The organism is Sphingobacterium spiritivorum ATCC 33861, from assembly GCF_000143765.1.
Lineage (GTDB): Bacteria > Bacteroidota > Bacteroidia > Sphingobacteriales > Sphingobacteriaceae > Sphingobacterium > Sphingobacterium spiritivorum.
This window is the reverse complement of record NZ_GL379774.1, coordinates 1-24,668: the sequence shown is the minus strand read 5'-3', so window position 1 is coordinate 24,668 and position 24,668 is coordinate 1. Positions and strand designations below refer to the sequence as shown.

Here is a 24,668-nt window from a genome sequence, read left to right as displayed (position 1 = left end):
ATTATCTGGTCAAAAGGCCTGATTTTTGACTGTTTAATTTTGATTTTTTAATTTTGATTATATCATGCATTATCATCTTCAAGAAGAAAATAACCTCCCTAAAGCATTAGGAATATCCTCCATAATCATGGGGATATTAGTTGCTATCGGTTTTTTCATTGTGTTCAATAAGGAGTTGCCAAAGATTGGTATGGGGGGTATTATAGTCAACTACGGTACTTCGGAAGAAGGGATGGGAGATGATTATATGAGTGTAGAGGAACCTTCCATGGATCCAAACGCTAATAATGTAAAGCCGGATAAAATAGATCCGACTGAAACACCTACACCAACTCCTACGCAGCAGGTTTCTGATGATGCTGTAGCGACACAGGATATAGATGATGCTCCTGCTATTACCAAGACAGAGAAACCTGTAAAAGTAAGAGCGACTGAGACAACGACGGAGAAGAAAAACAGTACCCCAGCTGTCAACCCGAATGCCTTGTATAAAGGAAAGAAAAATAATGGAACAGGCTCTGGTGATGGTACCGGATCCACTCCCGGTAATCAGGGAAGCAAGTTAGGTGATCCTCTGGCACCCAATTATGGTGAAGGAGGTTCGGGAGATGGCAATATGATGTTATCGATTGCCAACAGACGTTTCGTTGTAAGACCAAATATAGATGACAAAGGTCAGCAGTCCGGAAAAGTTGCCGTAGAAATTCGTGTAGCGCCTAACGGTACGATTACATATGCACGTGCAGGCGTTAAAGGGACTACTTTACCTGACCGCTCGCTGTGGGAGAAATGTGAAAGAGCTGTACGTGGTGCCCGACTGAATGAATTGGAAAAAGCCCCGGATTCGCAGACAGGAGTTATTGTATTCAACTTCAGAGTTAGATAAGTTTCATTTGCTATGAAAGCATATAAAGAGGTAATCGAGTATCTCTATACTCGATTACCTATGTTTACCCGTGAAGGTGTTTCTGCCTATAAGAAAGACCTTGATAATACCATCGCACTTTGCCAGGCGTTAGGCAATCCTCAGGACAAATTCAAATCTATACATATTGCAGGTACAAACGGCAAAGGCTCTTCCTCCCATATGCTGGCTTCGGTATTGGCATCAGCAGGATACAAAACCGGTCTCTATACCTCCCCGCATTTAGTTGATTTCAGAGAGCGGATCCGGGTCAACGGAGAAGTTATCCCCGAACAGAATGTTATTGAATTTGTAGAATCACAGCAATCTCTTATAGAAAAAGTACAGCCTTCATTTTTTGAAGTGACAGTCGCCATGGCATTTGATTACTTTGCAAAAGCTCAGGTAGATGTCGCCATTATCGAAGTAGGATTAGGCGGACGTCTGGACAGTACAAATATTATTCGTCCGGAGCTATGTCTTATTACAAACATCGGTATGGACCATATGAATCTTTTGGGAAATACCCTGCAGGAAATAGCAGGGGAGAAGGCAGGCATTATAAAGGCAAATACCCCGGTTGTTATTTCTGAAAGAGACCCGCGTACAGCACAGGTTTTTGAAGAGATCGCTGAAGAAAAACAGGCTCCGATCCGGTTTGCATCGGATACAATGGAAGCTACGATTACGTCCCGCCATCCTGTCGGGATGAAGGTATCTGTCACTGACACAATGAATTCTCTGACAGAACAATATGATCTGGACCTTACAGGCTCATATCAATTAAAGAATGTAATAGGAGTTTTGACGGCCGTTGAAGAGTTAAACCATATAAACTTTACTATTCCTTCTGACCGGCTGCGGGAAGGTCTCAGTCATGTTCAGCAGTACACAGGATTGCAGGGAAGATGGCAGACAATCTCTACAGAGCCGTTGATCATCTGTGACACCGGACATAATGAAGATGGTATTCGTGAAGTTCTTAAAAATCTGCAGCTTACGCCTTACGAGGTACTTCATATTGTAATGGGAGCGATGAAAGATAAAGACCTGGAACATATTCTGCCTTTACTTCCGAAAGAAGCAATATATTATTTCTCCAGCCCCGATATGCCCCGAGCGATGCCTGCAGAAGAACTGTCTGCTGCGGCTTTAAGCTATGGTCTGAAGGGAAAACCTTACCCCAGTGTGATGCAGGCGTTCACTGCTGCAAAACAGGCTTATCAGGCTGGGGATTTGGTTTTTATAGGAGGTAGTAATTTTGTGGTGGCAGAGGTTTTGACTGCTCTTGAAAATAAAGCATAAGAAAAGGAGTTGCTACACAAATAGCAACTCCTTTTTAAGATATCATCGTATAATTTTCCTAATCATTTACAGTCAACTCACCCCGGATATCTTTTTCTATCCAGTATGCTACATCTTTCTGATCTTCAAATTCTCCCTGCAGATACATAAGTTTGGTTACTGCTGCTTCAAAGGTCATGTCATACCCATTCAGCACTCCGATTGATTTCAGACCCTGACTTGTTTCATAGCGTCCCAGTTCGACAGATCCCACTTTACATTGAGAGATATTCAGAATATTTTTACCCTTATCTATCGCTTCCTTTAACAGGTCGAGAAACCATTCATCTGTAGTCGTATTACCGGATCCAAAGGTTTCCATGACAATAGATCTGACATCCGAATTCAGGATGGTACGGATAGTATTGGCATTCATTCCGGGGAAGAGCTTCAATACGGCCACTCTGTCATCCAGTTTCGTGTGCAGGATAAATTGTTTATATCTGTTATCTAATAGGGCCTCATTGTTATATTTAAGGTGTATACCAGCCTCTACAAGTACAGGGTAGTTTGGAGAGCGAAAAGCTTCAAATTTGGCTGAATTGTATTTGAAAGAACGATTTCCTCTGAACAATTTGTTGTCAAATAAGATACAGACCTCCTGAATAAGGGAAGTCCCGTTCACCTGAGCAGATGCAATTTCCAAAGCAGTCATCAGATTTTCTCGGGCATCAGTACGGATTTCCCCGATAGGAAGCTGCGATCCCGAAAGAATAACCGGTTTTTGTAATCCCTCCAGCATAAAACTCAATACAGAAGCAGAAAATGCCATTGTATCTGATCCGTGAAGAATCACAAACCCGTCATAGTGTTCATAGTTTTGCTTCACAATATTGGCCATCTCAATCCAAACTGTTGGATTCATATTAGACGAGTCAATGATTGGTGTGAAAGAATGTACCGTGAGTTTATAATTAAGTCTGCTCAGATCCGGCAGATTCCGGGCAATCAGTTCAAAGTCGAAAGGTACAAATGATCCGGTCTGCTCATCTTTGACCATTCCGATAGTACCGCCTGTATAGATAATAAAGATATTATGCATGTCTTATTTTATATTCCGAATATACGTTTTGAATTTGCTGTGGTGACAGCTGCTACTTTTTCGATGCCGACTTCATGTAGATCGGCTACTTTCTCAGCTATATAATGTAAATAGCTGCTTTCATTTGGCTTGCCCCTGAACGGAACTGGAGCCAGATATGGAGCGTCAGTTTCCAGGACAATATGTTCCAGATCGATTTCTTTTACCACAGCATCCAGACCCGATTTTTTGTAAGTGACTACGCCACCTATCCCTAATGCAAATCCAAGATCAATAGCCCTTTTGGCCTGATCTAAAGTGCCTGTGAAACAATGTAAGACACCGAAGAGCTTATCATCTTTAAGTTCATCGAGTAACTCAAATAATTCATCAAAGGCTTCTCTGCAGTGTATATCTATAGGCAATCGCAAATCTTTGGCCCATTGTACCTGAATACGGAATGCTTCTTTCTGAATATCCAGTGTCGTTTTATCCCAATATAAGTCAAGTCCGATTTCGCCTATAGCATATACTTTATGTGTGGATAATGCCTTTTCAATGGACAACAATTCTTCTCTATAGTTTTTCTTTACATCGCAGGGATGAAGACCCAGCATTGGAAAACAGTTTTGAGGATAAGCATGCACTGTATCCATTACTTTTGGAATGGATTCGGTATTTACATTCGGTAAAAATATACGTTCAATACCACGGTCGAAGCATCGTTGCATCTGTTCCTCCATTAGCGGAGTTCCAATATGATAATAAAGATGGGTATGTGTGTCTGTTAAAATATAAGGAGTAGGCATGTTAAGATGCTGTTAAATCGGACTAAATTTAGCATTTTGTGAACAGAAGACCTAATTATAAACGAAAAAACACGATTTGGTTAACCAAATCGTGTTTTTATTAATAAAATTTTAAATTTCTATTTTGTTTTTGGAGCTGCCTGTGTAGCAGGAGCACCATTTATAGGGGCTGCCTGTGCAGGTGCCGGTTCTGTTTTAGGTCCCGGTACAACATCTACTAACTCTACTTCAAAAATCAAAGGAGCATATGGAGGAATAGCACCGCCACCACCACGCTCGCCATATCCTAATTGAGAAGGAATGATGAAAGTAGCTTTACCACCTTTATTCAATAACTGCAATCCTTCTGTCCAACCCTGGATTACCGGATCATGACCAATACGGAAACGGATGGGTTCGTATTGGCGCATTGCATTGTGAAGTTTGTTCTTTTTAGCCGTTTCAGCATTGTTTGTGTCAAATACTTTTCCTGAAGTCAGAGATCCTGTGTAGTTTACAACTACAGTATCACCTATAGCAGGTTTAACACCTTTACCCTGATCTTTGATTACGTACTGAAGACCGGAAGCAGATTTCTTAGGCTCTAATTTGTTAGATTTGATGTATCCGGCAATTTTACTTTCCTCAGATTTTTTCAAACCTTCCAGTTCACCTTCAAAGTATTTGTTGATTTGTGCGTAAAGAGCAGAATCCGTCAGGGTACCCTTTTTGAAATGCTTTCTGACATTGATTGTGAATGTTACATATTTATCTGCAAATTCAACTTTAGGCTGGTTTGTTTTAGCTGCCATAGTGTCTACATTCAGACGGAATACTGCACTGTCACCTTCTCCTAAGAATTTGAACATGGAGTTGTAATCTCCTTTGTAAAGTCCAGGGATACTATCTGGTGCAATAGTTATGATTTGCGGTAAACCTAATTCGTACGTACTGTTTAATACAGAGTCTCTGTCAGAAGTAACGACTATATCTACAGATAACAAATCACCTGCTTTGGCTTTGTCGCCAGCGTTGTCTTTTACTATTTTGTATTCAAGACCACCGTCACCTTTTTTAAAGTTCTGGCAAGCAGTTGATAATAATGCAACTGCTGATAATAATAGAATTGATTTCTTCATTTCTGTTTATTCACTATAGTTATTTTATTAATATTTCGTTGTATTCAGTTAATATGGATTTAAACTTATGTACTACACTTTGCAAATCTCCCTCGGAACTTCCGCCTGCCGCATTAAAGTGACCGCCTCCGTTGAAGTGTTTTCTTGCGATCTCATTGCAAGGCACATCACCGATTGAACGCAAAGATAATTTTATTAATTCAGTTCTGTCAATAATTAATGCAGCTAAACGAATTCCTTTTACAGAAAGGGCATAATTAACCAATCCTTCGGTATCACCAGTTGTTACCTGGAATTGCTCAAGGTCTTGCTTTGAAACCGCAAAAAGAGCTGTATTATACTCATGAATGACTTCTAAACGGTTCAATAAACAATGTCCCAAAAATTTTAATCTGTTTTCAGTAGAACTGTTATAGATCTGTTCGTGGATTTCCCAATTGCGGGCGCCTGAGCGGATCAGTTTGGAAATGATTTCATGTACCTGCTCTGTGGTCGATCTGAATCGGAAAGAACCGGTATCTGTCATGATCCCTGCATAAAGACAGGTTGCAATCTCAGGAGTAATTTCGGAAACTTCATCAACACAATCTTCAATAAATGTATAGATTAATTGAGCTGTCGCAGCAGCCTGAGGGTCCCATAACCGGTAATCATCAAATCCCTCAGGATCTAAATGATGATCGATCATATATTTTTTTGCTGTAGATGCACGAAGTACGCCTTCCATAACATTAGTACGTGAAAGCGCATTATAATCCAGACAAAAGATAAGAGAAGCCTCATCTATAAGAGATTGACACAATGCCATATCATCGGGATAAATCAATACCGCATCCCGACCGGGCAACCAGTCCAAAAATGTAGGGAAGTCAGATGATACAATTATATGGACATCATGATTTTGGCTTTTTAACCAATGGTATAATCCTAATGAAGAGCCTAGTGCATCTCCGTCGGGTTTATGATGGGTCGTGATAATTATTTTATCTGATTTGGATAGTATTTCCTTATTCTCGTTTCGTGTCAGCATAGCCAATTTAAGATTGCAAACCTACTATAAAAAATTAGTATTTGGAACTATTTTTTGAATGATTTATTTGATTTTAACCTTTTTTAATAAATGAATTTAAAATAATGGAAATCAAATTATTAAAAAGGAAAAGCGTACAACTTATGATCCCGTTTTGTACAGAGTAAAAAGTTGCCGCCGGCATAGTTAATCTTGCCAAAATAAAAGTTTGGTAAAGCCTCCAAAGGAAACCCTTCCATCAGATTTCCGTTTTCATTAAAAAGGCCAATCAGATAGTTATTCCGGGAACCTATACCCAATGTAAACCTATCCTTTTCCAGAGGAAAAAATAATGGTCTCTCCTCAATGTCTCTGGTGAATGTATATTGAAAATACATCGTCGTGTCTGTGGTACTGTATACCGCCAGCTTATTCTTATCAATGATAATAACATCGGCTTTACTATCTGCAGTGATATTTCTTATATCGGCATAATATTCGGATGACCAGTCACCTATTTTTCTGCTTTTAGCATCTCCGTTAAGACTGAATGTCACCAAATTACCACCCGCATCTGTTGCCATTACCAGCAAATCATTACCATCAGCACTTGCGGTGATGTGTATAGGATTCCGGAAAGAAGACCCGGTTGGGTTCTGCATCTTTTTAATAGTTTCTCCATTTTTCCCTATAAAGTACACCGAACCTGTTTTAGTGGAAGTAATGAGGTAATCTGTGTTTTTGAAATGTATAGTTTTGATGTCAAACAATAGTTCTCCATCCAGGTCCACATTTTTCCAGTTTGCTAAACTCTTTCCTTCCAGGTCATAAGCCAGAATGGTGTTTCCGGCAGGAATAAGCAGTATATTATTGTCAAAACTTGCTACTGAAGGTCCGTCATTTGCCTGTTGAGGGATGCCAAGCGAAAAACCTTTGTGTACTTTACCGGATGTATCAAATCTGTATAGCCTGCGGTTGTCCGTTACCAGTACAACTGACCGGTCAGGAAGCTGAATAGGAGAGCCTATTACACGCCCGGATAAGACTGCAGACCATAGTTTTGTGCCTTTAGGATGAATAGCATGTATAGTATGATTTTGCTCCTGTGCCAGAATCATCTTGCTGGTATCCGAATGTTCAAATACCCAGGGGTGACCAATCAGCTTCCCGTCAAATTGATAAGTCCAGTCTGGTGTTCCTCCAAGAGCATTTTTGCTTTTATAGATACCATAGATGCTGGATTGAAAGCTTCCGTTGTTGCCACCAAGCTGTATGGACCAGGAATAGAAATCCTGAAATCCAAAATTCTCTTTTTCTCTGTAATTTTTTAAATAAGAGGAGGCCAGAGAATTAGCGATAATACCGCTGGCATTTTTGCTATGCAGAAAAAAGGTAACATTAGCTTTGTTTCCCTGAAGCTTTTCAAAGTTTTTGAAACCAAGCGTTCCCGTAAGCAGGCGTTGTGCATTCCATGATCGCAGATATTCCTGCAGATTAGATTGACTATTGGCAAAGACAAGTGTACGTTTATCAATAATGGTAAAGTAGGGCCGCTGAAATTGTTTAAAAGCGTCTCCGAAAGCAAAATACAGCGTGTTGGAAAAATCTAACTGATAGATGGAATCTCCTAAAGCTTTGCTCAGCCTGGAAATAGTCTTGCTGAAAGATACGGAATCTGCAATCTGAACAAATCCCAGCAGATCTCCATTGTCAAGCTCTGCTGTTGCAAAGTCTGTTCCCCAGATCTGTCGCATATCCTTTGCGTAGGTCAGTTTCGTGTTGCTTTCTATATTCCGGATATGGTTGTTGTATTTTTTTACATCATCCTTCTTCTCAAAGAACTTCATGAGTTTTTCACCAAAGGAAGCGGTATCACTAATGGAATATTCGATATATGTAGCCGTGTTAGCCGGGAAATAGTTGTATAGTGTCTGGTCTGTTTTCGATTGACTTGCGAATACAGCGAGATAGCTAGAGTCATTGGTTATTTCACTTTCTCCGACAAGCATGAGGGCATCATTCTTATAGTTGATGTTCCAGGCTGATTCTCCTCTCAGATCAGCAAACATATTCACATAAAATCCTGATTTTCGATTTGTCAGTTGTTTTGCGATAGGATTGATCTGTCTGTGGTCAAAATACACACTCATTGGTGAGTTCTTAGAATTGTGTTTGATAAAAAAGTCAATCTGGTGTTGATCCATTTTGACGACCTTATCATCCAATATGGTCGTTATCAGTTTTTTCGAATAACTTGCAAATACAATCTGATGATCATACGCTGCATACAATACCGTATCCTTCTTTCCTTCGTCAAAAGCATAAATGGTCTTACCAAGTGTATCTTGTTTACTTACACGAAATTGTTTGCTGAGTCCGCTGAACAGGGTGGATAATTCTTCTTTTTTCAGGTCTGCAGAGAAGGGAATAATAAAGACAGGTTTGATTTCTTTATCTTCAGGATGCAGAGAAATATAAATTTCTTCATTCAGCGTATACGGCTGTATGGAGGCGCTTCTTAATAATACGTTTTTTAATTTACGGATCTCACCGGTTTCTTTCTTTCCCAATAGCGCATCAAAGATTTCGAAATCCTTGAAAATATTATCGGTAGTTTCATCATTTTTGAAAGAGCTGATCAGATAGGTTTCCTTAGGTAAAAATTTGAGCGGTTTTACTGCGTCTTTATGATCCTGATTCAAATCTGAAAAGTAATATATAGACGCTCCGATCACGGCAATGAAGAGCAAGACAGTAACAATAATCGTATTTCTCATGACTAAACAAACCTACTAAAAAAACATTCAAATAGAAACTTTTATGCGTTGACGGGGCTCTCTTCCTTTTATTTCCATAAAAAAATCAACATTGTGGAGTATATTTTATACTTTTATAAACGTAATACTGAGCATAAAAATATTGACTTAAACTCATGAACAAACAAATTATTCTCACAGCGTCCTTTTTTGGATTAATAGCTGTGGCATTGGGGGCTTTTGGTGCGCATGGATTAGAGGGGAAAATCAGTGAAGATCATATCGGTACATGGAAAACCGCAAACCAGTATCATTTCTACCATACTTTTGCGCTCTTATTCCTTTCCACATTTTCCAGAGCTAAAAATACATCTATACGCGTTGCTTTCTTTGCATTTACAATTGGTATTTTACTTTTTTCAGGCTCTTTGTATATATTGAGTGTGCGTGAAATAACAGGTTTCGGAAATCCTAGAATATTAGGTCCCATTACACCATTAGGAGGACTCAGTTATATGATAGGATGGGTTGGACTCTTTGTCGCAGCTCTGAAAAACAGATCATAGAACCTTTTTGATAATAAAATATCAAGCCCCCGAAAGCATGTCCTTTCGGGGGCTTTTTTGTATTTTTGCAATATGTCTATGGACCCATCTTTATTTTCAGCTGTACGCAATACGTGTTTTGTGAATGTTATCCTGCCTTTGGCTATTTCCAAGACATATACCTATCGTATCCCGCATGAGTGGAGTGATAAGATCGCTGTAGGTATGCGTGTTATTGTACAATTTGGAAAGAATAAAATCTATTCTGCCATAGTAAAGGAAGTCACTGAAATGGCTCCTGAACGCTATGAAGCAAAATATGTATTGGATATTTTAGATCAGCAGCCTATTGTAGACGGCGCACAGCTCAAGCTTTGGGAATGGATGGCATCCTATTATATGTGTACGCTGGGAGAAGTGATGCAGGCCGCTCTTCCGGCAGCGCTGAAATTAGCCAGTGAAACTAAAATCATAGCTTCAGATCAGGAAGGATTGGATAAAAGCCAACTTTCGGATAAAGAGTATATGATTATGGAAGCGCTGGAGATTGCCGGAGAATTACGCGTGAGCGATATTGTCAAATTGCTGGGGCAGAAAACGGTATTTCCTATCCTCAAGCAACTTTTCGATAATGGTTTCCTGATGATTTCCGAAGAAATCTCCGAGCGGTATAAGCCGAAGAAAAAAAACTACCTTATTCTGAATGCAGAATACACAGATACAGAAGGGAAACGGGAACTGCTGGATTCGCTGAACAGAGCCCCGAAACAGCAGGATGCGGTGTTGGCTTATCTTCAGCTTTCCAAAACCAGTTCTGAGATTACACGTCAGGCCATTATGGAGGCTGTAGGCTGCGGACCTGCAAGTATTACGGCACTTATTGATAAGGGTGTCTTTCTGGTAAAGGAGAAAGTCGTCAGCCGTTTCGAAGGAGAAGATATTGAACTCACAGCTTCTTTTACCTTTAATGAAGGACAACAGGAGGCCTTTGATCAGATCAATAAGTTATTTCATAATAAAGATGTAGTGCTCTTACACGGAGTAACGGCTTCCGGTAAAACGCAGATCTACATACGTATGATTGAGCAGGCTATTGCGGAGGGAAAGAGTGCACTTTATTTATTGCCCGAAATTGCGCTCACAGCCCAGATAACAGAACGGCTCAAGTTATATTTTGGCGATCAGCTCGGCGTTTATCATTCCAAATTCAATGATAATGAAAGAGCAGAAGTATGGCATAAAGTATTGAAGAATGAATATAAAGTTGTTATAGGTGCCCGCTCTTCCTTATTTCTCCCTTTTCATGAGCTCGGAATAGTAATTATAGATGAGGAGCATGAGAGTTCTTACAAACAATATGATCCAGCTCCACGGTATCATGCCCGTGATACAGCGATATACTTAGGTTATATTCATCAGGCTAAAATACTTCTCGGTTCAGCTACGCCTTCTATCGAAAGTTATTACAATGCAAAAGCCGGAAAATACGGGTTGGTTCAGCTCCTGAAAAGATATGGTACTGCACAGTTACCGGAAATAAAAATTGTGAATATCTCCGAAGAAAAGCGGAAAGATAATATGCACTCTTATTTCAGTGGTATTCTGCTGAAAGAAATTGCAGAAACTATAGCACGCAAAGAACAGGTTATACTCTTTCAGAACAGAAGGGGACATACGCCGATTATTCAGTGTAATACATGTGGATATGTAGCGAAATGTGTAAACTGTGATGTCAGTCTGACCTATCATAAGACCACAAACAGAATGCATTGTCACTATTGTGGACATCATGAAGCTCCACCACAAATTTGTCCTGCCTGTGGTACCACACATATGGAAAGCCGCGGATTCGGTACCGAACGTATAGAAGAAGAACTGGAACTGTTGATGCCTGATGCCCGTATCGGAAGGCTGGATCTCGATTCAACCAAAGGAAAGCATGGATTTGATAAGATTATAACAGCTTTTGATGAACATGAATATGATATTCTGATAGGAACCCAAATGATTGCAAAAGGACTGGATTTTGGAAAAGTAAGTCTTATCGGAATTATTAATGCAGACACTATTATAAATTTCCCCGATTTTCGGGCATATGAACGTGCATTTTCGCTGTTCTCGCAGGTGTCCGGAAGAGCTGGCCGGAGAGATTCGGTCGGTAAAGTAATTATACAAACCTATACACCCAATCACAGGGTGATAGAACAGGTCGTGGCACACGACTACGATGCTATGTTTCTGGAAGAAGCAACAGAACGTAAAAATTATCAATACCCCCCGTTTTACAGGTTGATTAAGATTGATGTCAAACATCCGGATATTCAAAAGTGTTTTGATGCAGCAAGGGATCTCGCTTCGGGATTGAGAAGTACACTGGGTAGCAGAGTCATTGGTCCGGAACCACCCCTTGTAAGCCGGGTACGTAATTATTTTATTCAAACAATCACGTTAAAGATCGAACGTAATAATGTCAGTATAGCTAAAGTGAAGGAACTCATGCAGCAAGCTATTCTGAGTTTTGAACTGGACAAATCTCATACAGGAGTTCGCATACAGATCGATGTGGATCCTTCCTGATTTGGTATTCCTTTGAGTGCAAACATTTTGCATTTAAATAGCTTAAATATGCGTTTTTAACGGTATTTTTGGACAGCAATGGCGTACAAATTCGTAGATAATTACAGAGAGAGAGGAGCAAGGAAACAACTTGTCAAACATTTAGAAAAACGAGGGATCGAGGATAAGCAGGTATTAAAGGCAATAGGTAAAGTACCCCGGCATTTTTTCTTTGATGAGACATTTTGGAATCAGGCTTACCGGGATATTGCTTTTCCTATAGGTGATGGTCAGACGATTTCCCAACCTTATACTGTTGCATACCAATCCGAATTGCTCCACGTGAAAAAAGGAGATAAAGTATTGGAAATAGGTACAGGATCCGGTTATCAGACCTGTATTCTGATGGAGCTAGGCGCTGATGTCTATACAATAGAACGCCAGGAAAGTCTTTACAACCGTACCATACAAGTACTGCCTTATATGGGATATAATCCAAAGTTCTTTTTGGGAGACGGTTCAAAAGGTATTCCCGGAAATGCTCCCTATGATAAAATCATTGTGACTGCAGGTGCGCCTTTCGTTCCGGAGATTATGCTGAAGCAACTGAAGATCGGAGGAGTTTTTGTGATCCCTGTAGGAGATGAGAAAGCCCAGAAGATGGTGACCATTCTTCGGGTAGGAGAGAATGATTTTGAACGAATAGAATTAGATACATTTAGATTTGTTCCTTTAGTAGGAGATCAGGCTTGGTAAATTCCAGGCTTTTTTTATAACTTGACGCCTTATGGATACATCGATTTACTCCACGTATGCAAATGCTGTGGAGCAGACAAAAGTCGCAACACAGATTTTAGATAAAAAGATTAATAGTAATAGTTTTGGCCGGTTGGCCGTTATTCTGGGAGGAGGAGGGCTTCTTTTCTGGAGTTTTCAGCAGAAGCAGATTTGGCTGGTATCCCTTCTGTTTGCTCTTATTATTTTATTATTTGCCTTTCTTATCCGAAGACAAAGCCGTCTGGAGAAAGAGAGGGATAATCTCAAGGCTTTTTTGCGGGTCAATGAGAACGAAATCCTCCTGCGTGACCAACGTATAAACTGTTATTCAGAAGGTCAGGAGTTTGAAGATGGGCGGCATCCCTATCTTTCTGACCTGGATATATTTGGCCGGTATTCACTGTTTACATTGGTTAATCGTGCTGCTACTAAGCTGGGAATACAACAGCTGGCGAAATGGCTCTCAGCCCCGGCAGATAAGGAGATTATTCAGCAACGCCAGGATGCTGTAAAAGAACTGTCCGCCGAACTCCATTGGTGTCAGCAACTACAGACTACACTTATCTTTAATCTGGATCAGCAAATTGAAGTCAAAGCGTTTCTTCGTAAGTATTTTCAAAGCGGAGACTTCTCCTTTGGCAATGCCTTTATGCGGATTTATGTGACAATAGTACCTTTTGTAATGCTTGCAGGTATTATCCTTGCATTATCAGGAGTCAAAGTTATTGGCTATGTCTTTATTCTTGCATTAGTACATATTTTCTGGACATTAGCGATGGCTGGCAGGGTATCTGTATTTTCCAGCAAGATCGACAAAGTAGGTGGAATACTAAATGCGTACGCTGATGGAATACGTTTGGTAGAAGAGCGTCAGTGGTCATCCGCACTTACGAATTCATTACAGCAAAGAGTATCAGTACAAGGGAATAAAGGAAAATTATCTGCAGCATTTAAAGAATTGGGAGGATTAATCAATAAACTGGATGCACGCAATAATATTCTGGTAGGAACAGTTCTTAACATGTTTCTGTTGTGGGATTTCAAACAGGTGATGGCTATTGTCAAGTGGAAATCCAGGTATGAAGAGAATATTCTGGAAGCTTTTGATGTTATAGCCGAATATGAAGCATTACTGAGTTTTGCGACATTAAAGCGTAACTATCCGGACTGGGCTTTCCCGGTGATTCTGGAAGATACAAAGCAAAATAAAATTACAGGTGAGGCTATCAATCATCCCCTGATTAATGAAGCATATGCTGTCGCCAACAATTATGATGCAAATGAACACAGGATAGCCCTTGTGACAGGCTCCAACATGGCCGGCAAAAGTACATTCCTGCGGACGATAGGTATTAATGCTGTGCTGGCATATTCCGGAGCTCCTGTATGCGCAAGCTCTCTAGAGCTTCCTATTTATAAACTGATTACGTATATGCGGATCAAAGATAATCTTAATGAAAGTACCTCCACATTTAAGGCCGAACTTGACCGTATGAAATATATCCTGGATACAGTTTACCAGGATAAAGACAGTTTCTTTCTGATTGACGAGATGCTTCGGGGAACCAATTCTGTAGATAAATATCTGGGGTCACGTGCAATTATTAAAAAATTGATCAGCATGGATGGAAAAGGAATGGTCGCTACGCATGACCTGCAATTATCTACATTGGAAGCAGAGTATCCCGGTATAGTCCGGAATTATCATTTCGATATTCAGGTAAAGGAAGGAGAAATGCTATTCGACTATAAACTGAAAGATGGAGAGTGTAAAGTATTTAATGCCTCCATGTTGCTGAAAGGCATAGGAGTTGAGATCGAAAACTAATTTATTTCAATATTCACAATAACTAATACATGACTTTAGAAGAACGTATAAATCTAGCAGAGACCCGTGTTTGTACAACTGTTTTTCCATTTCTCACCAATCATCATGACACACTCTTTGGAGGAAAGGCAATGGCCATCATGGATGAAGTTTCTTTTATGGCAGCTACCCGTTTTTGCCGTAAAACCCTGGTAACCGTTTCAACAGATAGAATCGATTTTACAAAAGCTATTCCTTCCGGAAGTATTATTGAAGCCATTGCGCGTGTCGATAGCATAGGGAGGACAAGTCTAAAGGTGAAGGTAGAAATCTACCTTGAAGATATGTATAAAGAGGGACGCGAATTGGCTATCAGCGGATTATTTACATTTGTGGCTCTGGATGAAAATAAAAAACCAGTGCCTGTCCTGCAAGGTATCGCCATTGAGGCTTAATACTCAATATCATATTATATTATTCATTTCGAATTACAGGAGCTAGTTTATCTAGCTCTTCTGCTGTAAAAAGCCTGTAATGAACTTTGAATGTCTTACCTAAAGGTGTCTCGAGTGAGAATCCACCCGGACCAAATCCATCCAGTACATCCAGGGTGAAATGTGAGTATTGCCAGTATTCAAACAAGTCCCGGTCAATCCAGAATTCATATCCTTCCACCAGTCCGATCATCGCATCATTCATCCGGGGAAAGAATCCTCCTTTTTCAAAACACTGAGGCTGTGTTCCCTCACAGCATCCTCCTGCCTGATAAAACATCAGATCACCATGTTGAGCAGCAAGCTGTTTTATAAGTGCTTTTGCTGTATCCGTTACATCTATTCGATTTGTCATTGCTGAAGAGTTTTGTAAAGTAAAAAAAAGAGGGATGAAAAATGGCCACATCCCTCTCCATAGGTTTAACCTGCAATATCTAATACAATTCGTCCGTCTATTTTTCCGGCTTTCATCTGATCAAATACACTGTTGATATCTTCTAATTTTGCAGCTGTGACAGTCGCCTTAACGAGGCCTTCATTTGCAAAATCCAAAGCCTCCTGTAAATCTTTTCGTGTACCAACAATAGATCCTCTGACGGTAATACGCTTGAGTACAGTTTCAAAGATAGGTAACTCAAATGACCCGGGAGGAAGTCCGTTGAGAGCAATCGTACCTTTGCGTCGTAAGACATCTATCCCCTGCTTGAATGCGATGGGAGATACAGCAGTAATAAGCGCACCGTGTACTCCACCGATTTCTTTCTGAATATATTGGCCCGGGTCTGTAGTTTTTGCATTTACTGTAATATCAGCCCCGAGTTTTTTCGCCAGATCCAGCTTATCGTCGGCTACATCTATTGCTGCCACATGCATACCCATAGCTTTTGCATATTGTACAGCTACATGTCCCAGTCCGCCGATTCCGGATATCGCTACCCATTCACCAGGTTTTGTTTCCGTTTCTTTGAGTCCTTTGTATACTGTCACTCCGGCACACAAGATAGGAGCAATCTCTAAAAAGTTGACATTGGATTTTAAATGGCCTACATATCGGGCATCCGCAATAACATATTCAGCAAATCCTCCGTCAACACTGTATCCTCCGTTTTGCTGAGCTTCACAAAGGGTTTCCCATCCCGTAATGCAAAAGTCGCAACATCCGCAGGCACTATAGAGCCAGGGCACGCCTACCGCATCTCCTTCCTTTACATTCTGCACATCCGGACCCGTAGCAACCACATATCCTACTCCTTCGTGCCCCGGGATCAGTGGCATTTTTGATTTTACAGGCCAGTCACCTTCGATGGCGTGAAGATCTGTATGACAGACACCACATGCCACTACTTTGACTAATATCTGATTTCGCCCAGGTTGTTTGACCGGAACCTCTTCTATACTTAATGGCTGACCGTAACCTCTGGCCACTGCCGCTTTCATGGTTTTTGGAATCATAATTCTTTATTATCAGATAAATAAAAAAGAGCCTAATTTTAAAAAGCTTCTTAAAAAAAACCTAATTTCTCTTTGCTGTAGGAGATTAACATATTTTTTGTCTGTCTGTAGTGTCCCAGCATCATTTTGTGGTTTTCGCGACCAACACCAGACTGCTTGTAGCCTCCGAAAGGAGCTCCTGCAGGATAACTATGATATTGATTGACCCATACCCGTCCGGCCTGAATCGCTCTAGGTATCTGGTAGAGCTGATGTGCATCACGTGTCCATACACCCGCACCCAGTCCGTATATCGTATCGTTTGCTATAGCAATCGCTTCGGCCTCATCTTTAAAGGTGGTGACAGCCAGTACAGGACCAAAGATTTCCTCCTGGAAAATACGCATCTTATTATGACCTTTGAATAGTGTAGGTTTGATATAATAACCGTTTTCAAGATCTCCGCCCAGATGGTTTACATCCCCTCCAGTCAATACTTCAGCACCCTCTTCTTTACCAAGCTTGATATACGATACGATCTTATCTTTTTGTATCTGTGATGCCTGTGCACCCATCATTACTGTCGGATCAAGCGGATTTCCGACCTTGATTTTATTCACACGGTCAATTACTTTTTCAATAAATCTGTCGTAAATATCTTCCTGAATAAGGAGACGGGAAGGACAGGTGCAGATTTCGCCCTGATTGAGTGCAAACAGAACAGCTCCTTCAATGGCTTTGTCCAGAAAAGCATCATCTTCATCCATAACCGAACTAAAGAAAATATTAGGCGATTTACCACCCAGTTCTAATGTTACAGGAATAATGTTTTCAGTGGCGTATTGCATAACAAGACGTCCGGTTGCTGTAGATCCCGTGAAAGCCGCTTTTGCGACTTTTGGATTAGTCACAAGAGCACGCCCCAGTTCAGACCCGAATCCATTTACAATATTAACAACTCCGGCCGGCAACAAATCTCCGATAAGCTCTAATAGTACCAGAATAGAGATAGGCGTACTTTCGGCAGGTTTCAGCACCACACAGTTGCCGGCTGCCAATGCTGGAGCCAGTTTCCATACAGCCATCAGAATAGGGAAATTCCAGGGAATAATCTGAGCAACCACACCGATCGGTTCATGTACAATCAGTGATACCGTGTTTGCGTCCAGTTCCGATAACGAACCTTCTTCGGCACGGATTACTCCTGCAAAATATCTGAAATGATCAATAGCGAGGGGAATGTCCGCATTTAGCGTTTCACGAACAGCCTTACCATTATCAACTGTTTCAACAGCGGCAATGTAATTCAGGTTTTCTTCTATACGATCCGCTATTTTGTTAAGAATAATACTACGTTCGGTAGAAGAAGTTTTACCCCATGATTCGAATGCTTTTGCTGCGGCATCTACAGCCAGCTCCAGATCATCTTTAGTCGAATGGGCGGCTTGTGTAAAAACTTTACCGTCTAAGGGAGAGATAACATCAAAATATTTGCCCTGAACGGGAGCGGTAAATTTTCCGTTAATGTAGTTGTCATAGCGCTCTTTGAACGCAGGTCTTTCTATTACACTCATATTAATTATGATTTTAAATAAATACTTATATTTGGCTATTTTCAAATATATAAATATGGTATTCAGTGTTTTAGCATTATGCTATCATTCTTTAGCACTATGCTATCATCCGGAGAAATGTATGGTATAACAGAAGAATTTTAATTAAAGAGGAGGGAAGATACGCTGATCTTAAAATCACTCGGTCGGGATACCAGAGTTTGGTTTTGATCGTTATTTTAATTAACTTGTTATTCTTGGATTATAAATCTTACAGGCATGAAACATCTTCTCAATCATCTGCCATTTACAGATAAAAAAGAAATTACTACTCTGGTAGAAAACAGACGTGCCTTCACCTTAAATAATTTTGAGTTGAATGTATATGAGACATATCAGGAAAGTAAGCTTGTGCCCCTTAAATTTAATGATCTGGTGATTATCAATATGCTGAAAGGTAAAAAGGTAATGCACCTTTTTGATCGTCCTCATTTTGATTATCTCCCGGGCGAAACGATTGTAGTGCCCCCGTCACTGTCAATGAAGATTGATTTTCCGGAGGCTAAGGAAAGTGATCCTACCCAATGTACAGCTCTGGCCATCGGACATCAAAAAATACAGGAAACGATTAACTACCTGAATGAGTATTTTCCAAGGCAGTATGGTGAACAGGAGTGGAGATTTCATTACGACCAATATCACTTTTATAATAATGCCGAGCTTGCTTATCTGACTAATAAACTCTTTGATATATCTTTAAGTAAAGAATTACACAAAGATGTACTGGCCGATCTGACACTTAAAGAACTGCTAATCCGTATTATGCAGACCCAGAATCTGTTGGTCGTAGACGGGCCCGTTTTGTCTTCCAATAACAGGCTTCAGGCAGTGACAGAATTTATTCAGAACAATATTCACGAAAATATTACGGTAGAACACCTGAGTAAAAAAGCGAATATGAGTAAGCCTAGTTTTTACCGGACCTTTAAAGAGGAAACAGGTATAAGCCCCATGGAATATGTCATCCGGGAGCGTATAAAGAATGCTAAAAAGGTACTGCAAAACTCAAAAAGTATTAAAGAAGCCTGCTATGCAAGCGGCTTCAGTAATATCAACTATTTTGTACGTATGTTTAAAAAACAAGAGGGTATCACTCCGGGAGTTTTTTTAACGATGTCGTAAGTTCTTATCTTTTCATAGCCCGGTCAAGCTCGCGTTTAGCATCTCTGTCTTTGATCGTGTCACGTTTATCGAAGTCTTTTTTACCCTGTGCCAGTGCGATTTCCACTTTTGCAAATCCTCTTTCATTTACAAAAATACGTAAAGGAACTATAGTAAATCCTTTCTCATCACCTTTTGCTCTGAGCTTTTTGAGTTCTCTCTTTGTAAGTAACAGTTGACGATCGCGCTTTGCTTCATGATTATAGAATGAGCCATGGGAGTATTCTGCAATGTGCATATTGCGGATGTATAAGCCTTTTTCGAAAAAAGCGCAGAAACTGTCATTAATATTTGCTTTCCCTTCACGTATAGATTTAATTTCTGTGCCCAGGAGTTGAAGTCCTGCGACATATTTATCTAATAGATGATATTCGAAAGATGCTCTTTTATTTTTGATATTTATATTTGCTGCTAATGTCATTTTATTTTGTATATTGCTTATTAATTGCTTTACAAAGGTAATCAATTACGGCCTAACCGTTTCGAGACCTGACGAGATTATTTATGTACGTAGTGTTAAAATAAAATTAAATTTATGATATTTACATGTCAAAAAATTGTAGTTACAAACAAGGAATGCTGGATTTAGTTTCGTATGTTTGCACGAGTTTTTGAGTTCCTTCAGGGAGCTCCGTTCTTTTTAATTTATTGATAATGAGGGTTTTAAAGAGGGAAATGTCATTATTTTTTGAGATTTTTGTTTCAAATAAACTGTTTTATTTGTTGAACATTTGTCCAAAATGGTAAATTATCAAAGAGAAAAATAAGAATTATATAGATTTTACTAAAATAGAAAAAGCCTTTTATTCGCATGAGCAAAGGAAAGTTAAGCGAGAGAATTTCGCATTTTAATATTGTCGAAGAGCTGAAGTCGAAAGGTCTGTATGCTTATTTTAGACCTATCCAGTCGAAACAAGATACAGAGGTGATGATTGACGGCAAAAGGGTGCTGATGTTTGGCTCCAATTCATATCTGGGATTGACAATTGATCCGCGTATTATAGAGGCGGCTCAAGACGCTCTTTCAAAATATGGAACAGGTTGTGCCGGATCTCGCTTTTTGAATGGAACACTGGATATTCACATTGAATTGGAACATAAATTATCTCAATTAGTGGGTAAAGAAGCTTCCATCCTTTTCAGTACAGGATTTCAATCCAATCTGGGTCCGATCTCATGTCTGATGGGACGTAATGATTATATTTTGCTGGATGAGAGAGATCACGCATCTATTATTGACGGTAGCCGTCTGTCTTTCTCCAAAGTAATAAAATACGGTCATAATGATATGGACGATCTTCGTGCCAAATTATCACGTCTTCCTTCAGAAAGTGCTAAACTTATCGTCACTGACGGTATTTTCAGTATGGAAGGTGACATCGTCAACCTGCCTGAAATGGTCAAGATTGCTGATGAATACGATGCCGCTTTAATGGTAGATGATGCGCATAGTCTGGGTGTAATCGGAGAACATGGTGCAGGTACAGCTTCTCACTTCGGGCTGACAGATAAAGTTGATCTGATTATGGGAACGTTTAGTAAGTCGTTAGCTTCTCTGGGTGGTTTTGTAGCCGGTGATGCAGATGTTATTGATTATTTAAAGCACAATGCACGTTCTGTAATGTTCAGTGCAAGTATGACTCCAGCTTCTGTTGCTTCAACGTTAAAAGCGTTAGAGATTATGATCAGCGAGCCGGAGCATATGGAAAATCTTTGGAAAAATACAAATTACGCGAAACAACAATTGTTAGAGAGCGGTTTTGATCTGGGAGCAACGGAAAGCCCTATATTGCCGATCTTTATCCGTAACAATGAGAAAACATTCTGGGTGACTAAAATGTTGCAGGACGACGGTGTTTTTGTTAATCCTGTAGTATCTCCGGCTGTTCCTTCAGAAGAATCTTTAATCCGGTTCTCCCTGATGGCAACACATACTTTCGATCAGATCGATGAGGCCGTAGAGAAAATGGTTCGCGTTTTTAAACAGGCAGAAATTGAATCTTTAATCTAATCTCCTATGATTCAGATTATTCCCGTTGAAACAAAGAAACAAAGACGGATCTTTATTGATTTTCCGCATGATCTTCATGCGGAAGATCCAAATTATGTCCCCGAGATCTTTTTAGGTCAGGAGGACTTACTCACCCCGGGCAAACATCCTTTCTACAAACATTCACAGGTTCAACCATTTTTGGCGTATCGCGATAATAAGCTGGTAGGTCGTATAGCTGGGATATGGAATGTACGTAACAATGAATTTAACAAAGTAAACGAAGGCGCATTTGGTTTTTTTGATTGCATCAATGATCAGGAAGTCGCTGATAAGTTGTTTGGTGCCGTTATTACCTGGGTGAAAGAAAAAGGGGGTGATTGTATTGCCGGACCATTTAATCCTTCTACCAACGATGTTTGTGGATTGTTAATTGAGGGCTTTGACCGTCCGCCGATGGCCATGATGCCTTATAATCCTTCCTATTACATCGATCTGATTGAAAAGGCCGGACTTTCCAAGCGTGTAGATCTTCTTGCGTATTACATTAATACTGCAGAAGCAGATCAGCGATCAGTACTCTTGCTGGATAAATTGGAAGAGCGTTTAAAACGGTCAGGTATTATTTTGCGCCAGATTAATCTTAAGGATTTTAAAAACGAATCAAGCAAAATAAGAAAAGTCTATAACAAAGCCTGGGATCAGAATATGGGATTTGTACCTATGACTGATGATGAATTTGATTATGTGGCAAAAGACTTGAAAATGATTGTTGATCCCAGATTTGCATTAGTAGCCGAGAAAGGGGATGAACTGGTAGGGTTTGCAGTGGGAATTCCAAATATCAATGAAATTCAGATCAAGGTCAAACGTGGAAGATTACTTCCTACTGGTATTTTCAAACTCCTTTTTGGAAAAAGTAAGCTTAAAACTCTTCGCGTACTGATGTTAGGTGTTTTAGATGATTACAGAAAAATGGGTATTGAAGCCTGTCTGTATGGACGCATTATTAAAAATGCATCACCTGCAGGTATCAAAGGAGCGGAATGTTCCTGGATGTTAGAGCATAATTACATGATGAATCATGCCATTGAGCAAATCAATGGTAAATTATATAAGCGTTATCGTTTTTACGAGAAAGCGATATGAAAGAAAAAGTCCTAATAACCGGGGCTAGCGGATTTGTCGGGTTTCACTTAGTTGAAGCAGCCAAATCCGCCGGCCTTGAGGTTCATGCGGCAGTACGTAAATCCAGTGCCGTTTCCCAAATCGAGCATGCTGTTGACAAATTCGTTTATCCGGATTATGAAAATACAGACGAATTAGTAGCCTTGTTGGAAGAACATCAATACCAGTATGTGATTCATGCCGCGGCAATGACAAGAGCTAAACAGGAAGAAGACCTGGTCCGGGTCAATAAACAATACACGCTAAACTTATTCTCCGCTGTTTTCAAAGCAGCTATTCCTTTAAAAAGAGCTACCTTTGTAAGCAGCCTGGCTGCGGTTGGACCTATTTCTATCGAACAAGGTCTTATTTCTGAACAATCTCCGTATCATCCTGTAACTGCATATGGACGCAGTAAACGTGAATCTGAAAAGGCTGTGAAAGAACAATTCGGAGATAAACCATTGACGATTATCCGGCCTACAGCAGTTTACGGGCCCCGGGAAAAAGATATATATGTTCTTTTCAAGACATTAAACAGTGGAGTAGATGCTTATATCGGACGATCTCCACAGCAACTCAGTTTTATCTATGTGAAGGATTTGGTACAAGCCATCCTTCAATCCTGTTTTGCAACTCATGCGCAGTTTAAAATATATAACATAACAGATGGTCAGGTTTATGATCGTTATGAAATGGCTAATATTTTTAATAATGTACTGCAAAAGAAAACCTTTAGGATTCATCTTCCTAATAGAGTAGTTGGATTAGTGGCACGATTATTTGAGTGGGCATATAAACGTTCTGCAAAAATACCAGTCTTATATCCGGAGCGATTGAACGAACTCACGGCTGCAAACTGGGCTTGTGATATTACGGCAGCACGAAGAGAACTGGGATTTGATCCGCAATTCGATTTGAAAAGAGGATTGGAAGAAACATTATTTTGGTATAAAGAGCATAAGTGGTTATAATTTGAGGTTGTATGAGTGAATTGAAAATAAATAAAAAATTGTTTCAGGATCGTAAGCGAACAAATATTCTGAGCGATCCTGAACAAAAGTTGATTACCTATTTAGTGCCTAAAATACCTTCCTGGATTTCTTCTGACATGCTGACGGGTATAGGGACATTTGGATCAGCACTCATCTTACTAGCCTTTATCTTAGCCAAACATATTGCTGTTGAATATTTACTGTTAGGAATTCTGGGTTTTATGATCAACTGGCTGGGCGATTCACTGGATGGACGTCTGGCATTCTACCGTAACAAATCCCGCAGATGGTATGGCTTTTCTCTGGATATTATTATGGATTGGATAAGTACGGTCATGATAGGATTCGGTTATATTATATATGCAACCGGTGTTTTTGAGGTGATCGGCTATATTCTGGTTGCCTGTTATGGCTGGAGTATGATTATTTCCCAATTGAGATATAAGGTCACCGATAAATATACGATAGATGCCGGATTTGTTGGCCCAACTGAGATTCGTGTTATTATTAGCCTTGTGCTGGTACTTGAAGTTGTATTTCCTGGAGTAATCAATTATCTGGTTGCAGCTATTTGTGCGATTCTGGTATTTATTAATTTCAGAGATACAGGGTTGTTGTTAAAGATGGGGGATGTGAGAGACATGGAAGAGAGAGCTGCCAAAGAGCAGCAGGAACGTTTGAAAAAGGTTGATTAATCCCTTCTGTTGGAGATGAAACAAAAAATAGGAGCGTTTATTAAAGCGCAGGCATCAGCTTTTATCGGAGGAGCATTCGATTATGCTGTCATGGTTTTTTGTAAAGAAGTAATCGGTATTGATGTCAAGAATGCTATTCGTATATCCGGAAGTCTCGGAGCAGTTGTCAATTTTACTTTAAACCGGTATTGGGCATTCAAAAAGAGCGACAGTCCTGTCGGTAACCAAATCTGGAAATTTATTTTGGTTGTATTAGGTAGTATCTTTCTTAAATCCGAAGGAACCCCGTTAGTTTCTAATCTACTCCATATTGATTATAAAATCGGAAGATTGGCGGTAGAGCTGATCGTTTCTCTAGGATTTAATTATCCTTTGCAAAGATTCTGGGTTTTTAAATAATGCAGGATTAAGACATAATTATACAAAGAAGAGCGGGGTTAGCCCCGCTCTTCTTTGTTATAACGTATTTTATAGCG

The 24,668-nt window shown here is 39.9% G+C and carries 22 protein-coding genes; 13 read left to right on the top strand and 9 right to left on the bottom strand.

From position 1 onward, the window contains the following. The first annotated feature begins 64 nt into the window (after positions 1–64). Together HMPREF0766_RS17925 and HMPREF0766_RS17920 are read left to right on the top strand one after the other, a co-directional pair. Positions 65–886 carry a hypothetical protein gene (locus HMPREF0766_RS17925; RefSeq protein WP_003000418.1) on the top strand — a complete coding sequence of 274 codons (822 nt, stop codon included), beginning with the start codon at positions 65–67 and terminating at the stop codon, positions 884–886. Between the two features lie 12 nt (positions 887–898). Beyond that, positions 899–2,209, top strand: a complete 1,311-nt coding sequence (locus HMPREF0766_RS17920) for a bifunctional folylpolyglutamate synthase/dihydrofolate synthase (RefSeq protein ID WP_003000415.1) — start codon at positions 899–901, stop codon at positions 2,207–2,209. 58 nt (positions 2,210–2,267) lie between these two features. Here the strand turns inward: HMPREF0766_RS17920 and HMPREF0766_RS17915 are convergent, their stop codons facing one another. From HMPREF0766_RS17915 to HMPREF0766_RS17895, 5 genes are all read right to left on the bottom strand, one after another. Further along, positions 2,268–3,290: an asparaginase gene (locus HMPREF0766_RS17915; protein ID WP_003000412.1), complete on the bottom strand. Its 1,023-nt coding sequence runs from the start codon at positions 3,288–3,290 to the stop codon at positions 2,268–2,270. Between the two features lie 8 nt (positions 3,291–3,298). Further along, positions 3,299–4,078, bottom strand: a complete 780-nt coding sequence (locus HMPREF0766_RS17910; protein WP_003000408.1) for a TatD family hydrolase — start codon at positions 4,076–4,078, stop codon at positions 3,299–3,301. Positions 4,079–4,197: 119 nt separating this feature from the next. Beyond that, positions 4,198–5,196 (bottom strand): FKBP-type peptidyl-prolyl cis-trans isomerase, encoded by a 999-nt coding sequence (locus HMPREF0766_RS17905; RefSeq protein WP_003000406.1) that lies wholly within the window; start codon positions 5,194–5,196, stop codon positions 4,198–4,200. A 19-nt stretch (positions 5,197–5,215) separates the two neighbouring features. Beyond that, entirely contained in the window at positions 5,216–6,226 is a 1,011-nt protein-coding gene (locus HMPREF0766_RS17900) for a DHH family phosphoesterase (RefSeq protein ID WP_003000404.1), read from the bottom strand. 119 nt (positions 6,227–6,345) lie between these two features. Next, positions 6,346–8,982, bottom strand: a complete 2,637-nt coding sequence (locus tag HMPREF0766_RS17895) for a KH domain-containing protein (protein WP_003000402.1) — start codon at positions 8,980–8,982, stop codon at positions 6,346–6,348. A gap of 155 nt (positions 8,983–9,137) precedes the next feature. On the opposite strand from HMPREF0766_RS17895, the gene HMPREF0766_RS17890 reads away from it, so the two are divergent. From HMPREF0766_RS17890 to HMPREF0766_RS17870, 5 genes are all read left to right on the top strand, one after another. Then, positions 9,138–9,527 carry a DUF423 domain-containing protein gene (locus HMPREF0766_RS17890; RefSeq protein WP_003000399.1) on the top strand — a complete coding sequence of 130 codons (390 nt, stop codon included), beginning with the start codon at positions 9,138–9,140 and terminating at the stop codon, positions 9,525–9,527. Between the two features lie 78 nt (positions 9,528–9,605). Further along, positions 9,606–12,083 (top strand): replication restart helicase PriA, encoded by a 2,478-nt coding sequence (gene priA, locus HMPREF0766_RS17885; protein ID WP_003000395.1) that lies wholly within the window; start codon positions 9,606–9,608, stop codon positions 12,081–12,083. 78 nt (positions 12,084–12,161) lie between these two features. Beyond that, on the top strand, positions 12,162–12,818 hold the full coding sequence (locus tag HMPREF0766_RS17880; protein ID WP_003000393.1) for a protein-L-isoaspartate(D-aspartate) O-methyltransferase: 657 nt from the start codon (positions 12,162–12,164) through the stop codon (positions 12,816–12,818). 31 nt (positions 12,819–12,849) lie between these two features. After that, positions 12,850–14,667 carry a MutS-related protein gene (locus HMPREF0766_RS17875; protein ID WP_003000390.1) on the top strand — a complete coding sequence of 606 codons (1,818 nt, stop codon included), beginning with the start codon at positions 12,850–12,852 and terminating at the stop codon, positions 14,665–14,667. Between the two features lie 29 nt (positions 14,668–14,696). Further along, positions 14,697–15,101: an acyl-CoA thioesterase gene (locus HMPREF0766_RS17870; protein ID WP_003000388.1), complete on the top strand. Its 405-nt coding sequence runs from the start codon at positions 14,697–14,699 to the stop codon at positions 15,099–15,101. Positions 15,102–15,120: 19 nt separating this feature from the next. On the opposite strand, the gene HMPREF0766_RS17865 is transcribed toward HMPREF0766_RS17870, so the two are convergent. From HMPREF0766_RS17865 to HMPREF0766_RS17855, 3 genes are all read right to left on the bottom strand, one after another. Further along, positions 15,121–15,495 carry a DUF779 domain-containing protein gene (locus tag HMPREF0766_RS17865; protein WP_003011044.1) on the bottom strand — a complete coding sequence of 125 codons (375 nt, stop codon included), beginning with the start codon at positions 15,493–15,495 and terminating at the stop codon, positions 15,121–15,123. A 65-nt stretch (positions 15,496–15,560) separates the two neighbouring features. Next, positions 15,561–16,592, bottom strand: a complete 1,032-nt coding sequence (gene adhP, locus HMPREF0766_RS17860) for an alcohol dehydrogenase AdhP (RefSeq protein WP_003000382.1) — start codon at positions 16,590–16,592, stop codon at positions 15,561–15,563. A 50-nt stretch (positions 16,593–16,642) separates the two neighbouring features. Continuing rightward, the gene (locus HMPREF0766_RS17855; protein WP_037460813.1) at positions 16,643–18,145 is read right to left on the bottom strand and encodes an aldehyde dehydrogenase family protein; all 1,503 of its coding nucleotides are present in this window, start codon (positions 18,143–18,145) and stop codon (positions 16,643–16,645) included. A gap of 258 nt (positions 18,146–18,403) precedes the next feature. Between HMPREF0766_RS17855 and HMPREF0766_RS17850 the strand changes: the two genes are divergently transcribed. Continuing rightward, entirely contained in the window at positions 18,404–19,306 is a 903-nt protein-coding gene (locus HMPREF0766_RS17850) for a helix-turn-helix domain-containing protein (protein WP_003000376.1), read from the top strand. A gap of 4 nt (positions 19,307–19,310) precedes the next feature. On the opposite strand, the gene smpB is transcribed toward HMPREF0766_RS17850, so the two are convergent. Then, complete coding sequence (gene smpB, locus HMPREF0766_RS17845; protein ID WP_003000374.1) at positions 19,311–19,766, bottom strand: SsrA-binding protein SmpB; 456 nt, start codon at positions 19,764–19,766, stop codon at positions 19,311–19,313. 390 nt (positions 19,767–20,156) lie between these two features. On the opposite strand from smpB, the gene spt reads away from it, so the two are divergent. From spt to HMPREF0766_RS17820, 5 genes are read left to right on the top strand one after another with little or no spacing between them, the layout of a single operon-like run. Then, complete coding sequence (gene spt / locus HMPREF0766_RS17840) at positions 20,157–21,356, top strand: serine palmitoyltransferase (RefSeq protein WP_003000371.1); 1,200 nt, start codon at positions 20,157–20,159, stop codon at positions 21,354–21,356. 6 nt (positions 21,357–21,362) lie between these two features. After that, entirely contained in the window at positions 21,363–22,484 is a 1,122-nt protein-coding gene (locus HMPREF0766_RS17835; protein ID WP_003000365.1) for a hypothetical protein, read from the top strand. After that, positions 22,481–23,476, top strand: coding sequence for an NAD-dependent epimerase/dehydratase family protein (locus HMPREF0766_RS17830; protein WP_003000362.1), 996 nt, complete (start codon positions 22,481–22,483; stop codon positions 23,474–23,476). The genes HMPREF0766_RS17835 and HMPREF0766_RS17830 overlap by 4 nt, the downstream gene beginning before the upstream one ends. A gap of 11 nt (positions 23,477–23,487) precedes the next feature. Continuing rightward, positions 23,488–24,192, top strand: coding sequence for a CDP-alcohol phosphatidyltransferase family protein (locus HMPREF0766_RS17825; protein ID WP_003000359.1), 705 nt, complete (start codon positions 23,488–23,490; stop codon positions 24,190–24,192). 15 nt (positions 24,193–24,207) lie between these two features. Further along, positions 24,208–24,591: a GtrA family protein gene (locus HMPREF0766_RS17820; RefSeq protein ID WP_003000354.1), complete on the top strand. Its 384-nt coding sequence runs from the start codon at positions 24,208–24,210 to the stop codon at positions 24,589–24,591. Positions 24,592–24,668 lie beyond the last annotated feature (77 nt).